At 46.7% G+C, this 14,426-nt stretch carries 13 protein-coding genes; 2 read left to right on the top strand and 11 right to left on the bottom strand.

The annotated features are described in order from the left end of the window. Positions 1–61 precede the first annotated feature (61 nt). The 4 genes from I2H87_RS12925 to larC are packed head-to-tail and all read right to left on the bottom strand — an operon-like array spanning position 62 to position 4,259. Entirely contained in the window at positions 62–1,510 is a 1,449-nt protein-coding gene (locus tag I2H87_RS12925) for an aminotransferase class I/II-fold pyridoxal phosphate-dependent enzyme (RefSeq protein WP_083460707.1), read from the bottom strand. Positions 1,511–1,512: 2 nt separating this feature from the next. Then, positions 1,513–2,025 carry a ferritin gene (locus I2H87_RS12930; protein ID WP_022151737.1) on the bottom strand — a complete coding sequence of 171 codons (513 nt, stop codon included), beginning with the start codon at positions 2,023–2,025 and terminating at the stop codon, positions 1,513–1,515. A gap of 33 nt (positions 2,026–2,058) precedes the next feature. Further along, the gene (gene larE / locus I2H87_RS12935) at positions 2,059–2,919 is read right to left on the bottom strand and encodes an ATP-dependent sacrificial sulfur transferase LarE (protein ID WP_022151738.1); all 861 of its coding nucleotides are present in this window, start codon (positions 2,917–2,919) and stop codon (positions 2,059–2,061) included. Next, positions 2,916–4,259 (bottom strand): nickel pincer cofactor biosynthesis protein LarC, encoded by a 1,344-nt coding sequence (gene larC, locus I2H87_RS12940; RefSeq protein WP_009268687.1) that lies wholly within the window; start codon positions 4,257–4,259, stop codon positions 2,916–2,918. The genes larE and larC overlap by 4 nt, the downstream gene beginning before the upstream one ends. 134 nt (positions 4,260–4,393) lie before the next feature. On the opposite strand from larC, the gene I2H87_RS12945 reads away from it, so the two are divergent. Continuing rightward, entirely contained in the window at positions 4,394–4,963 is a 570-nt protein-coding gene (locus I2H87_RS12945; RefSeq protein ID WP_054702912.1) for a VanZ family protein, read from the top strand. Positions 4,964–5,009: 46 nt separating this feature from the next. Here the strand turns inward: I2H87_RS12945 and I2H87_RS12950 are convergent, their stop codons facing one another. The 4 genes from I2H87_RS12950 to I2H87_RS12965 all read right to left on the bottom strand — a co-directional run bounded on the left by I2H87_RS12950 (position 5,010) and on the right by I2H87_RS12965 (position 10,638). Then, positions 5,010–6,023, bottom strand: coding sequence for an acyltransferase (locus I2H87_RS12950; RefSeq protein WP_009268689.1), 1,014 nt, complete (start codon positions 6,021–6,023; stop codon positions 5,010–5,012). Between the two features lie 28 nt (positions 6,024–6,051). After that, positions 6,052–7,293, bottom strand: a complete 1,242-nt coding sequence (locus I2H87_RS12955) for a DNA polymerase Y family protein (RefSeq protein ID WP_022151740.1) — start codon at positions 7,291–7,293, stop codon at positions 6,052–6,054. Between the two features lie 17 nt (positions 7,294–7,310). Continuing rightward, entirely contained in the window at positions 7,311–9,896 is a 2,586-nt protein-coding gene (gene clpB / locus I2H87_RS12960) for an ATP-dependent chaperone ClpB (RefSeq protein WP_195610229.1), read from the bottom strand. A 193-nt stretch (positions 9,897–10,089) separates the two neighbouring features. Then, the gene (locus I2H87_RS12965; protein WP_022151742.1) at positions 10,090–10,638 is read right to left on the bottom strand and encodes a TetR/AcrR family transcriptional regulator; all 549 of its coding nucleotides are present in this window, start codon (positions 10,636–10,638) and stop codon (positions 10,090–10,092) included. A 125-nt stretch (positions 10,639–10,763) separates the two neighbouring features. Here I2H87_RS12965 and I2H87_RS12970 point away from each other — a divergent pair, with 125 nt between their 5' ends. Beyond that, positions 10,764–11,828 (top strand): zinc-binding dehydrogenase, encoded by a 1,065-nt coding sequence (locus I2H87_RS12970; protein WP_022151743.1) that lies wholly within the window; start codon positions 10,764–10,766, stop codon positions 11,826–11,828. An 88-nt stretch (positions 11,829–11,916) separates the two neighbouring features. On the opposite strand, the gene aroD is transcribed toward I2H87_RS12970, so the two are convergent. The 3 genes from aroD to I2H87_RS12985 form a co-directional block, all read right to left on the bottom strand. Next, positions 11,917–12,678 carry a type I 3-dehydroquinate dehydratase gene (aroD, locus tag I2H87_RS12975; RefSeq protein ID WP_195610230.1) on the bottom strand — a complete coding sequence of 254 codons (762 nt, stop codon included), beginning with the start codon at positions 12,676–12,678 and terminating at the stop codon, positions 11,917–11,919. A gap of 90 nt (positions 12,679–12,768) precedes the next feature. Then, the gene (locus I2H87_RS12980) at positions 12,769–13,623 is read right to left on the bottom strand and encodes a YitT family protein (RefSeq protein WP_022151745.1); all 855 of its coding nucleotides are present in this window, start codon (positions 13,621–13,623) and stop codon (positions 12,769–12,771) included. 308 nt (positions 13,624–13,931) lie between these two features. Continuing rightward, a complete protein-coding gene (locus I2H87_RS12985) occupies positions 13,932–14,354 on the bottom strand; it encodes a bacteriohemerythrin (protein WP_195610231.1) in 423 nt (140 codons plus the stop codon). Positions 14,355–14,426 lie beyond the last annotated feature (72 nt).

Here is a 14,426-nt window from a genome sequence, read left to right on the forward strand (position 1 = left end):
ACACGATTTTACAAGAACTTAAACTAGATTTTCGTTTATTTAACCATGATTTTACATAGATTTAACATTCCGCAAATATATACTTATTCAGTCTGTCAAATGCCTCTTCCACGAGCACACGCGGAAGCGCCAGATTCATCCGGATTCCGCACGGACTGTGGAACGGACGTCCGTCCTGCCAGATCACGCCGACTTCCACGCCTGCGCGCTGTACTTCGTCGATCGTCTTTTTATGTTCCTCACACCACTGTGTACAATCCAGAAGAAGCATGTAAGTTCCCTGTGGTCTGGAAACAGATACCCCTTTAAAATGTTCCCGGATATAATTCCAGGCATAGTCCACATTGCCGCTCAGCACTTTACAAAGTTCGTCCACCCATTCCTGTCCCTCCGGTTTGTACGCACCGATCAAGGCATGCATGGAAAGAACGTTCATCATATTATAATGAGACAATGACGATTCTTTCATCACCCGGTCGCGGATCTGTGGATTGTAAATAATATGATAACTTCCGATCAGACCTGCCAGATTAAATGTCTTCGACGGCGCATAAAGTGCAACCGTGCGCTGTTTGGCATCCTCCGAAACTGACTGTGTCGGGATATGCGTATATCCGTCCAGAATGATGTCTGACCAGATCTCATCGGACACGACCATCACGTCATATTTACGGTACAGCTCCATCACGCGCTCCAGTTCCCAACGCTCCCACACACGTCCGCATGGATTATGCGGGGAACAGAATACCGCGGCATGGATATGCTGTTCTTTTAATTTCTGTTCCATATCCTCAAAATCGATTCTCCAGATCCCGTCTTCATCCCGTTTCAGCGGACTGTGGACGATATCGTAACCGTTGTTCTCAAGCGCATGGGTAAACCCTACATAAGTCGGAGAATGCAGAAGCACTTTGTCTCCTCTGGAACAGAACACATTTAACGCGCTGACCACACCGCCCAGCACGCCATTTTCATATCCGATACATTCTTTTGTAAGTCCCTCGACATGATTTCGTGTCTTTTGCCAGTTAATAATTGCGTCATAGTACTCTTCTCTCGGCATAAAATATCCATATGCACGATGTTTGGTTCTCTCGATGATCGCTTCCGCCACGGTCGGGACCGTCTGGAAGTTCATATCCGCAACCCACATCGGGATCCGGTCAAATCCCTCTTTTACTTCCACGTTCTCAAATGGGATCTCGTCCACTGCGATCGCATCTTTTCCGCGCCGATCCATGATCGTTGTAAAATCATATTTCATCGGCTGCGTCTCCCTTTCCGCATCCCGTCCCGGTTCTGCGCAGACGCATTCCGGATTCTCAATATTTTGCTCTTCCAGAATAGCCTCCATAAATTTTTTCACCTTTTTCTTGCATTTACCACAGCTTTTTCCCGCTTTGGTCAACTTTTTCACTTCTTTAAATGAAGCTGCTCCATCTTTTACCGCATCTTCGATCTCCCCTGCCGTCACATGATGACAGGCACAGATCACTTTCTCCCGGTTCATAATTAAAGTACCAGAGACGGTGCGGAATATACCCGTGCGCCAAGTTCATTGTCCAGCATATACAAGCTCTTCGGATCTCCGCCGAACAGTTCGTATTTTTTCACGAGATTATCTGCGTTTGTCTCTTCCTCTCCCTGTTCTTTTACAAACCAGTCCAAAAACTGCATAGTGCGGAAATCTTTTACAGAATATGCCGCATCATAAATATTGTGGATCAGACCGGTGACATACTGCTCATGTTTGAGTCCCTCCGCCAACACTGCTTTTGCACTTGTCAGGTCGATCTGCGGTTTATCGATCGCTTCCAGTACGACCTGCTCACCGTTGTTCTGCAGATACTGGATAAACAGCATGGCATGATCCCGTTCTTCCTGTGCCTGGATCTTGTACCAGTTACCGAAACCATCCAGCCCCTCATTATAATAATAGTTGGAAAAATCCAGATACAGATATGCGGAATAAAACTCCTTGTTTACCTGCTGATTTAACAATTCTACTACCTTTTTATCTAACATCTTTCTTCCTCCTGTTCTTACACTTTTTTGTTTTTATCTTTCTTCTTTTTGCACTGCTCTTTCATTATACGCGTTTGTGATGCCAATGTCCATACTTCCGGAACGGAACCCCTCCAGATCAAGCGTGATATACCGGTATCCGATCATTTTTAACGTTTGGACTATCTCCAGCCTCCGCGCTTCCAATATGGGAAATGCTTCCGGATCCGCCTCGATCCGCACAAGATCTCCGTAAATCCGGAGCCGTACGTTGTAAAGTCCTAGCCCTCTGAGATATTCCTCTCCCTGCTCTGCTTTTCGCATTTCTCCATAAGAAAGCGTCGTACCGTAGGGAAAACGTGTCGCAAGACAGGGCATCGCCGGACGGTTGGAAACCGACAGTCCCAGTTCTTCCGCCCATGCGCGTACCTCTTCTTTTGTAAGTCCAAACTGCACCAGAGGACTGTGGATCCCCAATTCCCGTACCGCCAAAAATCCCGGACGGTATCCGTTCAGGTCTTCTGCATTTGTCCCCTCTAAAATCATGGATATACCATATTCCGCCGCTTTTTCTATCAGCTTTGTGAACAACAGTTTCTTACAACGGTAACACCGATCCACCGGATTTTGTTGCATTCCCGCCTCTGCCAGTTCATCCACAGGCGCGACCAAATGTCTCGCTCCGATTTCTTCCGCAACCTTTTTTGCGTGGGTGATCTCCGCCGCCGGATGTAATGTCGTCTGCATCGTCACTGCGTAAACATTCGTCTTACTTCCCTTTGCCGCGCCACAGACCAGTTTCAAAAGCAGGGCGCTGTCCACACCTCCGGAAAATGCCACCGCACAGTCTTCCTTTATCTCTTCCCGCAGCCACTGTTCCATTTCATTTCTTTTTGATGCAAGTGCTTCTCTCACTTTTGATTTCCCCTGCTTTCTTCCGCACTCTGCCTAATCTGACGATAAACTTCATCGTAGCTGATCCCCCGACGCTTTGCGATTTTTTTTACATCCTCATATTCCGGATAACAACGGTGCTTTCCATTCGGAAGCGTACACATCTTTACGCTTGCCTCCCCCAGTTCTGTCTTCATTTTCATCTGTTCCCGTTTTAAAACGGTTCGCTCCATCTCCATACGGCGGATCCCGATCGTCGTTGTTTCCTCAAAAATGATCTGCTCCATCTCCGGAATGTCACATTCCTCACATAAGACAACCAGTTCATATGCCGGTCGGTTCTTTTTCATAAACACCGGGATGTAATGAACATCTTTCGCTCCCGCTTTCATCAGCCGCTTCATCACATATCCCATTGCCTCGCCGCTGCAGTCGTCAATGTTCGTCTCCAAGCGGAAAATCCAGTCTTTGTCCGTTCCTGTCTCTTCGATCAGCATTGCCCGTAAGATCCCGGGGCTTTCATAGTCCCGCTTTCCCGCGCCGATCCCGATCTTTTTCACGTGAAAATGTTTCGGAAGCTGCTCATCCGTCCGCACGGCTGCCACGATCGCCGCTCCCGTCGGTGTCACCAGCTCCCCCTCCACTTCCGTCAAGTGGAGTTTCAGATCATGCGCCTGCGCAATGTTCACAACAGCCGGAACCGGAACCGGAATCACGCCGTGTTGACAGCGGATACAGCCGCGTCCCTCATACAGTTCCGGAACGATCACTTTCCGAATGGAGAGATCATCCAGACAGACGGATACGGCAAGAATATCAACGATCGAATCAACCGCCCCTACCTCGTGAAAATGTACTTCTTCCGCCGGAACGCCATGTGCCTTGGATTCTGCTTCAGCAAGAACCTGAAAAATCTTTTTTGCCGTCTCCTTTGCCGCTTTGGTCATATCCGCAGCGTCAATGATCTGCCGAATCTCGGAAAGCCCCCTGTGTACATGGGAATGCCCGTGGGCATGTGGATGCTCATGGTCGTGCGGATGCTCGTGATCGTGCGAATGTTCGTGGTCGTGCGGATGCTCGTGGTCGTGCAGATGCTCGTGGTCGTGCGGATGCTCGTGTCCATGCAGATATGTCATATCATGATCATGGTTTTCATGCGCCGCATCCAAGAGAACCCGGAAATCGCAGGCGTCCAGTCCCGATTTTTTCACCCGACCGATCTCAACTTCAAATCCATCTACCGGCAGACTTTTCAGCGCTTTTCTCAAAACCGTTTCATCCGCGCCCAGATCCAAAAGCGCCGCCACGGTCATGTCGCCGCTGATGCCGGAATAACATTCAAGATACAATGTATTTTCCATAAATAAAACTCCTTTCCAGCAATATCTGCTTCTTCTGATATGATAGTACATTTCCCCATTTTTGTCTATTCGCCGCACTTTACAAATCTGATAAAAAGTGGCATACTATGGTTTTAAAAAAGAAGGAGGTACCCATGAAAAAAGTCGCTTTATTTTTCCTGAAACCACTTTCGTTTCTGCCCGCACTTCTGATGATGTATCTCATCTTTCAGTTTTCAGCGCAAACGGGAGAACTTTCCGGAAACCTTAGTTACGAAGTCAGCTATAAAATTGTAGAAATTGGAAATGAGATCCTCGATAAAGGACTCGATGAATGGACGATCGGACAGTATGCTTATGAGATTGAATATCCGATCCGGAAACTCGCACATATGACAGAATATTTTCTGCTTGCCGTCGCAGTATCGTTTCCTTTTTATGTCTACGGACTCCGCGGTTTTCCGCTGATGCTCGTAGCCGGACTCATCTGCGTTGCATTTGCCTGCGGCGATGAATATCACCAGTCGTTCGTGGAGGGACGAGGTCCGTCTGTGAAAGATGTGTGCATCGACAGTATCGGCGCGTTCGGCGGAATCCTGACCGTCCGGCTGATCTGCTGGCTTTTCCTGACTCCCGCCCGCGTAGCAAAGCGTCAGGAAGCCTATGCCTACCGGAAAATGGAAGCAAGACGGCGCGCCCAGAGAGAACGCCGCCGCAGATATTAAATTCTATATAGATCAGATTCCAAAGTTACCCGATTCCGAAGATTTCCTAGGTGATCGCTTTTCCACCCGGAAGTTTTCGGATCAGCCAGACACTTAAGAATGATACTAAGAGGATCGAGACTGTCAGCATCGGCACTGCAATCCAAGCCGAGACAGCCTCCGCCTCTAAGTGTTTTTTGTAATTATCCAGAAATAAAATATGGATCAGATAAATTCCAAACGAACAGGAGCACAACGCGTCGATCCGCTTTTTCCATGGACTGCTTATCCGGATCTGTCCGTTTCCGGCACGCACCATCAGCAGAAAGAATGCTCCTGCACTCGCCATCACAAAAGGACATCCATATTCCAATGTCCGTTCCAGATGTTCTCCTGTTCCCACACTGACCATCGCCGTCAGGCAAATATTTATCACATTGCTTACAATGAAAATGATCCAGAGATTCCTCGTATGGATCCGAGGCGAGTCTTTATATTTCCATAAAATATACCCCAGCATAAAATAATACGCATAAATCCGGTCTCCGAAGAGCGGAACATCGTAGTAAGGTTCAATCCCGAAAAGTGACAGCACATACATCACGATCTCCACGCCTGTTCCCAGAACCGCAAGTAAATAAAACAGTTTATCGTTCATCCCCCGGAACATAGCCTGAAAAAACGGGAGTACGAGATAGATCGGGATCATCGCATATAAATACCAGAGGTGGGGTTCCGCCGGCACAGCTAAAATCTCCGAAAGTTCAAAATCACTTCCCATATAATATATATTGAACAGATAATATACAACACTCCAAAACAGAAGCGGCGGCAGAAACCGGATCAGTCTGTTCCAGTTTTTGGCTGCTGATTCTGTTCTCCCCAAAAGCATCGCTCCGCTGATCATAAAGAAACACGGAACGCTCACTCTCGCAAAAGTATCCAAGATCAGCGCAAACCCATATTCTCCCATATTGATCTTCCCAAATGCCCTGCAAAAATAATTCGTCACATGGATCACGATGACCAGAATAAAGGAAATGGTCCGGATCAACTCAATATTATAATTCTTCTCTCTCATTCTTTTCTCTCATTCATTTCTCTTGTTCTTATCTCTCGTTCTTTTTCTTCTTTCCGTCGTTCTTTCCGTCCGTCTTTTTCATCAGGCTTGCCTTTTTGACCGCATCGTTTCCATAACGCTTCCGGATCGCCTCCATCGCCGCATTCAGCCTTTGATGCTTCTCATCCGGCGGCTGCGGCAATTCCATATCAAACAATGTCATCTGTTCCGGTTCTGATTCCGCAGATAATTTCGCCGTCCGGATCCCAAGCAGACGAACCGGTTCTCCGCTCCATATCTCCTTGAACAACTGGCAGGCAGTCTCATAAAGAACCTGATCTTCATTGGTCGGTTTTAAAAGCTGTTTTTGATGGGAAGCTGTCCGAAAATCATAATATTTGATCTCCATGCTCACCATTCCGGCTCTCTGTCCTGCTTTTCGCAGTCTTGCCCCGACACTTTTTGCCAGCTTATAAAACACTTTCATTGCTTCTTCGACAGTGGCGGCATCTTCCGACAACGTCGTCGAATTTCCGACTCCCTTTGCCTCTGACTGCTCCGGCTGTACTTCCGAATGATCGATCCCGTTTGCAAATTCCCACAGCATTTTTCCATGGCTTTTCAAATGCAATTCGATCAGACCAAGATCTGCATTCGCCAGCTCTCCGATCGTATCGATCTCCAGCTTTTTCAACGCTTCCACACTGGATCTTCCCGCCATAAATAATTCTCCGATCGGAAGCGACCACATTTTCAGCGGAACTTCCTCCGGAAACAATGTGTGCACTTTGTCCGGTTTTTCAAAATCCGACGCCATTTTTGCCAAAAGTTTATTAGAAGAAATCCCGATATTTACCGTAAAGCCGAACTTTTCCCGGATGCTGTCTTTTATCTGAAATGCCGCAGAAACCGGCGAGGCGTATTGGGATGCGATTTCCGTGAAATCCATATAGCATTCATCCACGCTGACTTGCTCGATCTTCGTCGTAAAACTGCGCAGATATTCCATCAGCATCGCGCTTTTCTGCCGATACATTTTATGATCGGGAGGCTCCATCACAAGGTTCGGACACTTACGAAAGGCATTCGCCACCGGTTCCCCGGTACGAATGCCGTATTTTTTCGCAGGCACAGACTTCGCAAGTACGACGCCGTGGCGCGACTTCTGATCCCCTCCGATGATCGAGGGGATCTCGCGAAGATCCTGTGCTGCACCATTTTTTAGTTTTTCTGCCGCAGTCCAGCTTAAATACGCTGAATTTACATCAATATGAAAGATGACCGATGACATGAATCCGGAATCCTTTCTTATTTCTTTACACGCGGTTCCAGCTTACCGTCAACAACGTCGATCAAAATACAATCTCCCCGTCCGACGTCTCCGGCAAGGATCAGACGCGCCGCCTGCGTTTCCACATTCTTTTGCAGGTATCGTTTCAACGGACGTGCGCCGTACATCGGATCATAACCGCCCTCCACAACATAATTTTTCGCCGCTTCGGTCAGTTCAATGGAAAGCTCTTTTTCTTCCAACCGCTTGTTGACGTCTGCAACCAGCAAATCAATAATTGCATAAATATTGGATTTCGTCAATGGTTTAAACATAATGATTTCATCCAGACGATTTAAAAATTCCGGTCTGAAATGAGCGCGAAGCTCATTCATCACCATGTTCTGGTTCTGCTCGTCGATCGATCCGTCTTCCTCAATCCCGTCCAAAAGGTAATTGGCCCCGATGTTAGACGTCATGATCAGGATCGTATTTTTAAAGTCCACGGTTCTGCCTTGAGAATCGGTGATCCGTCCGTCATCCAGCACCTGCAGAAGCACATTGAACACATCCGGATGTGCCTTTTCCACCTCGTCGAACAGGACAACGGAATAGGGTTTTCTGCGGACTGCCTCGGTAAGCTGACCGCCCTCGTCATATCCCACATATCCCGGAGGCGCTCCGATCAGACGGGACACGGAATATTTCTCCATATATTCACTCATATCGATCCGCACCATATTGTTTTCATCGTCGAACAGACTTGCCGCAAGCGCTTTTGCCAGCTCCGTTTTTCCGACTCCGGTAGGTCCCAGGAACAAAAACGAACCGATCGGTTTGGTCGGATCTTTGATCCCTGCTTTGGAACGGATGATCGCTTCGGTTACAAGTTCCACTCCCTCATCCTGTCCGATCACACGTTTGTGCAGTTCTTCCGCCAGATGAAGCGTTTTATTCCTCTCACTCTCGTTGAGCTTTGCAACCGGGATCCCGGTCCATCTGGAGATAATCCGTGCGATTTCTTCATCCGTAACCGCTTCATGAACAAGGCTCATCTCTTTTTCTTTTACCCGCTCTTCTTCCTCTTCCAACTGTTTTTTCAGCTGCGGAAGCTGTCCGTACTGCAGCTCTGCCGCACGGTTCAAGTCGTATTCTCTCTGGGCTTTCTGAATATCTTTATTCACCTGTTCGATCTGTTCCCGGATCTTCTGTACCCGCTCAACCGATGATTTTTCATTATCCCACTGCGCTTTCTGTCCTGCGTACTCTTCCCGCAGTCCTGCCAGTTCTTCCTGCAGATGCACGAGCCGTTCCTGACTCAACCGATCGTCTTCTTTTTTCAGCGCTTCCTCTTCGATCTCAAGCTGCATGATCCGCCGGCTCAGTTCATCCAGCTCCGTCGGCATGGAATCCAGCTCTGTCTTGATCAGCGCACATGCTTCATCCACAAGATCGATCGCTTTATCCGGAAGAAAACGATCCGAAATATACCGGTTTGACAGCATTGCCGCTGCCACGAGCGCGCTGTCCGTGATCTTTACACCGTGGAACACTTCGTAGCGTTCTTTCAATCCACGCAGGATCGAAATCGCATCTTCCACCGTCGGTTCCTCCACCATAACCGGCTGGAACCGTCTCTCAAGCGCAGCGTCTTTCTCTATATACTGACGATACTCGTCCAAGGTCGTCGCGCCGATACAGTGCAGTTCGCCACGGGCAAGCATCGGTTTTAACATATTGCCTGCATCCATCGCGCCGTCTGTCTTCCCGGCTCCTACGATCGTATGAAGTTCATCGATGAACAGGATGATCTTTCCGTCACTGTTCTTCACTTCCTCCAATACAGCTTTCAGACGTTCCTCAAATTCACCACGGTACTTTGCCCCCGCAACAAGCGCGCCCATATCCAGTGAGAAGATCGTCTTATCTTTCAATCCCTCCGGCACATCGCCTTTGACGATCCGCTGGGCAAGTCCCTCGACCACGGCAGTCTTACCGACTCCCGGTTCACCGATCAATACCGGATTGTTCTTTGTCTTACGGGACAGGATCCGAATCACATTCCGGATTTCCTCATCTCTTCCGATGACCGGATCCAGTTTCTGATCTCTGGCACGCTCTACCAAATCCTGCCCATATTTATTCAATGTGTCATAAGTTGCTTCCGGGTTGTCGCTTGTCACCCGCTGATTACCCCGAACGGAAGACAGTGCCTGAAGAAATCCCTCCCGGCTGATCCCCATTTCCTGAAAAAATGCTTTCATCTCCCGGCTGGCATATTTCAAAAGTGCAAGGAACAGATGCTCCACAGAGACATACTCGTCGCCCATCTGCTTTGCTTCATCATCCGCATGGATCAGGACATTATTCAGATCCTGTCCAACATAGACCTGACCGCCCTGTACTTTCGGACGCTTCTTCAGCATCTCTTCCACACGATTGACAACGAGTGTTCCCTGATACCCCATTTTTTCAAGCAATTTTAAGATCAGACTGTCATTCTGTGTGACAAGTGCATATAAAAGATGCCCCTGAGCAATTTCCTGGTTTCCATAGTCATACGCAAGTTTCTCGCACCCCTGTACCGCCTGAAGTGAATTTTGTGTAAATTTGTTTATATTCATAGCAAAACCTCCTTTCACTACTTCCAGATTCCGGCTGGATCATTCTGCCGGATATCATTTTTGTTCTATCGACGATATAACAATAACACTATTTGTTAGCACTGTCAAGAGGCGAGTGCTAATTTGTTTTATTTTGCTTGCAGGCGCTTCCCCAACTTGTACACTGACGCTATACTTCCCCGTGAAAATGCCATCACAAAATCTCTATAAAATCCGACAATCTGCAGATCAATTCCGCCATTTCTTCATCACTTTCTTTCATTCCATTTTGAATCCATTTCACAGAAGTTTTATAAAGACCTCCCGCATAATAATCGAAGATATACTCTTTAAAAGCTTTAGGATGATATTCACTTCTGAAATATTTTTCAAACAGATCATTGATATAAATATCCACTTTTTGGGGAATCAGATAACTAATATTGGAACGGATGACTGTAATCCAAAATTGCTTATGTCTCCGCATATTCGAAAAATAAATTTTCGCGATGTCATATTTGGTGCACTTTTTCAGCCTCAAAAGTTCTGTCAGATATTCATCAAAAATACGATCTAGATATTTAATCAGTATATCTTCCTTTGAAGAATAATTACGATAATAAGACATCCGCGACACACCGGCTTTTTCCGTAATTTCAGTGATCGTAATATTATGAAATTCTTTCTTCTGCATCAACTGTATCAGTGCGGTAAAAATACTTTCCTGTACGATCTGATTTTCTGTATACAACCTGGTATTCAAATACAATTTCCTCCGTTTTGTAACACTTTCATGCCGTCTTCTTGTAGATGTTTTCTTTCTATACTATACTAGAAAAAGATATGTTACAAGTGTAATATAAATTTCATCGACAGGAGGAGAATAAAATGAAAGGATATGGAATGATCAAAGTTGGAGAACATGGATGGCTTGAAAAGGAAAAGCCGACATTTGGTCCTATGGACGCACTGGTAAGACCGATCGCAATTGCACCATGTTCTTCTGACACACATGCCATGCACGGCGGCTCCGGTCCAAAAGAAAATCTGATTCTCGGACACGAAGCTGTGGGCGAAGTCGTAGAAGTTGGTGCATTAGTACGGAATTTCAAACCGGGAGATGTAGTCGTAGTTCCCTGCTGTACACCGGACTGGAATGAATTAGGCGTACAACAACGGGGCGCAAACAATGCACACGATATGGGACCAATGAAAAGTTTCAAATTCCTGTCTTCCAAAGACGGAGTTTTCGCAGAATTCTTTTCTGTCAATAATGCAGATGCAAATCTGGTCCTGCTTCCGGAAGGCGTATCCGTAGATGCTGCGCTGATGACCGTTGATATGATGTCCACAGGATTTTACGGAGTAGAGATGGCAGATGTGCAATTGGGAGACAGTGTTGTCGTATTCGGAATCGGACCGGTCGGACTGATGGCAGTTGCCGGAGCCAAACTTCGCGGCGCCGGAAATATTTATGCCATCGGAACACGAAAAAATTGTGCGGAACTTGCCAAAGAATACGGCGCAACCGATATCATCAGTTACAAAGACGGGGATCTCGTTCAACAGATTCTTGAAAAAGAGGGCGGAAAAGTAGATTGTGCGATCATCGCCGGAGGAAGCGCCGAATCCATGAATCAGGCATTGATGCTGGTAAAAAACAACGGAACGATCGCCAATGTCAATTTCTATGATGTCACTGACACTTTCAATATTCCGACTTATTTGTGGGGTCTCGGTATGTCAGATATCACCATTCGCGGCGGTTTCTGTCCGGGCGGCGCATATCGTATCAAAAAAATGCTGAATCTGATCCAAGCCGGCAGAATCGCTCCGGAAAAATTATTGAATTACCAATATGAGGGATTTGATAAAATTCAGGACGCTTTTACTGTGATGGATGAAAAACCAAGAGATCTGATCAAACCGGTCGTTCATATTAAATGGGACTAAATCGAACCGATTCCGCGTTCCAACTTTTATAAAGACCGATGAACGGACGACGCTTTCCTGCCCGTCCTTTCACCGGTCTTTTTATTCTTTATTTCATCCCCCCGTGCAGAACCGTAAGAATCTTCCTTAGCTCTTCCACACCGATCTGTCCCGGAGCAGACGCCTTTTTCCCTGCGCCGAATGTCACAGCCGAACCAAATACTTCTCCACACAGACGGCTTACTATACCGTTTCCCGCCATAGACATCGTAATGATCGGACATACCGCTTTCTCTGATACTTCCGCCGTGGCTGCAAGTAATGTCAGCACATCCTGTCTGTCCTTTGGCATCACTGCGATCTTCGGAATATCTGCCCCCAGCTTCTGCATGTGCGTAAGTCGTTTCACAAGTTCCTCTTTTTCCGGCGTTTTTTCAAAATCATGATTGGAAACGATCACTTTCACACCACAGGCATGTGCCCCCGCGATGATCTTCTGTACCTTATCATCTCCTGTAAATAATTCTGCATCCACCAGATCCACATATCCACTCTCCGCCGCTTTTCGGTTCAGTTCGATATATGCTTCTGGTTCAATCGCTTTTTCCCCCCCCTCACGCGAAGTGCGAAAGGTAAACAACAGAGGGATCTCTCCTAATATTTTCCGTAGCCCTGTCAGTACCTCGTTCACCTGTTCCAAATTGAAGACCGACTCGAACCAGTCTGCTCTCCACTCTGCCAGATCGACCGGAAGTCCCGGTATCTCCTCTGCCTCTTTTAAAATCTGTTCTTTCGTATTTCCGACGATCGGCACACAGATTTTCGGTATTCCCTCTCCGATCGTTAAGTTTCTCACTGTCACTGGCTGCATATTTCTTCCTCCCATCTTCGCCCTCTCTGCTTCTTCTCTTCCCCTCTTCTTCCTCTTTTTTCTTTGCTTCTCTTTGTACGGTCTTTTTCCTTATGCTTCTTTAAAGCCCTCACCTACGACTTCATTGGACTCCATGATCACGATAAAGGCATTCTCGTCCACTTCTTTTACAAGCCGTTTGATCGTATACATCTGTTTATTATTGCAGGCGCACATCACAACCTCTTTATCCGCTCTTGTGTAGCTTCCCTCCGCTTTCAGAAGCGTCGCGCCGCGTCCGATATATTCGTCGATTTTCTCTGCCACCAGTTTCCCATGATCCGTCACGATCAGCGTCATCTTTCCCGCATCGATCCCGTACATAACTTTATCGATCACATAGGTCAAAAGGAATGTGATGATCAGACCATAAATCGTTGCGTCCACATCTTTGAAAATGATTCCGCCCAGCATTACGATAATGAAATCCAGCACAAATACGATCTTTCCAAGAGAAAGATGCGGATTTTTCACGCGGATCGCCACCGAAACAAAATCCATACCTCCGGTGGAAGAATTGTTCATGAAGATCAGCGCATATCCAAGTCCGGAAATAATTCCGGTACAGATCGCCGCCAACATCCGGTCACCGGAATAAACCGGAAACAGCGGTGCAATATAATCCGTAAACAGCGAAGTAATGATCAATGACCGCACAGAACGTACAAAAAACTCTCTTCCCAATGTCTTATAACAGCCAATCGCAATCGGAATATTCATCAGCATCGTTCCCCAGCCGATCGGAAGTCCGAATAGCCGGTAAAAGATCAATGCGATGCCGGAAATTCCGGCCAACGGAAATTCCGCATTTGCCGCAAAGTTGTAAATTCCGATTCCGATCAAAAGCCCACTTATCGAATCGATAAACAGATCATATACCAATCTTTTCCAGTTTATTTTTTTCATCATTTCACTCCTCAACGTACGAAGACGCCTAAAAAATATCTGTTTTATACTTCCACCCCATCAATCACCGGAAGTGCCTAAAGGCACATTCCGGGATTGTAAGCAGTCGCCAAGGTCTCGGGCAAGCCCGGACTTTGGCTCGTCGTCTATGCAAAAAAAGCATTTACAAATTATATCTCTTAAATATAATCCGCAAATGCTTTCCATTTATCCATTTTATTGAACAAAATAAACTTCGTCAACTATTTTCGCATATCGGTGCGGATGCTCCGATGCTGATACAGATAGATCCGTCAGGAACTTACGCATTACAGGATCTCGCTGTTTCCGCGCATATTCTTATATTCTGCCACCGAACGGTCAAAACCTTTGATATGGTTGTACAGCCAGTTGATGACATTTTCCTGAACCTGAGCTACGAACGCCTCCGTCGGTCCCTCCTGCTCTTCCAGCATCTCATGCAGTTCTTCTACGACTCTGCGAAGCTTCTCATGCTCTTTTTTGTGCTGCTTGATTCCCGGATAGGAGATGGATTCCTGCAGCTTTTCTTCTTCTCCGAAATGAAAATCCGTATAATCTGCAAGATAATCCAGCGTCTTGATCGCTGTCAGCTTGTCGTTTCCGACTTCACAACTATCCAACAGCTTATTGATCTTGTCGATCAGTTCCTTATGCTGTCCGTCGATCATCTCATTTCCTATTACCAGTGTCTCGTCAAATTCTGCTCTCATGTTTTTGCCTCCTGCTTTTTCTATTATTTTAGCGTCAGTGTACAAGGAGAACCAACGCTATTTATTATTTTA

Origin of the sequence: Mediterraneibacter glycyrrhizinilyticus, from assembly GCF_015560805.1 — a bacterium.
GTDB lineage: Bacteria > Bacillota > Clostridia > Lachnospirales > Lachnospiraceae > Schaedlerella > Schaedlerella glycyrrhizinilytica_A.

Excerpts from the sequence above, each read along its gene's own strand:
- I2H87_RS12945 (WP_054702912.1), top strand. The coding sequence starts at position 4,394 with ATGAAAAAAGTCGCTTTATTTTTCCTGAAACCACTTTCGTTTCTGCCC.
- I2H87_RS12970 (WP_022151743.1), top strand. The coding sequence starts at position 10,764 with ATGAAAGGATATGGAATGATCAAAGTTGGAGAACATGGATGGCTTGAA.
- clpB (WP_195610229.1), bottom strand. The coding sequence starts at position 9,896 with ATGAATATAAACAAATTTACACAAAATTCACTTCAGGCGGTACAGGGG.
- I2H87_RS12925 (WP_083460707.1), bottom strand. The coding sequence starts at position 1,510 with ATGAACCGGGAGAAAGTGATCTGTGCCTGTCATCATGTGACGGCAGGG.
- larC (WP_009268687.1), bottom strand. The coding sequence starts at position 4,259 with ATGGAAAATACATTGTATCTTGAATGTTATTCCGGCATCAGCGGCGAC.
- I2H87_RS12930 (WP_022151737.1), bottom strand. The coding sequence starts at position 2,025 with ATGTTAGATAAAAAGGTAGTAGAATTGTTAAATCAGCAGGTAAACAAG.
- I2H87_RS12980 (WP_022151745.1), bottom strand. The coding sequence starts at position 13,623 with ATGAAAAAAATAAACTGGAAAAGATTGGTATATGATCTGTTTATCGAT.
- aroD (WP_195610230.1), bottom strand. The coding sequence starts at position 12,678 with ATGCAGCCAGTGACAGTGAGAAACTTAACGATCGGAGAGGGAATACCG.
- I2H87_RS12955 (WP_022151740.1), bottom strand. The coding sequence starts at position 7,293 with ATGTCATCGGTCATCTTTCATATTGATGTAAATTCAGCGTATTTAAGC.
- I2H87_RS12985 (WP_195610231.1), bottom strand. The coding sequence starts at position 14,354 with ATGAGAGCAGAATTTGACGAGACACTGGTAATAGGAAATGAGATGATC.
- I2H87_RS12950 (WP_009268689.1), bottom strand. The coding sequence starts at position 6,023 with ATGAGAGAGAAGAATTATAATATTGAGTTGATCCGGACCATTTCCTTT.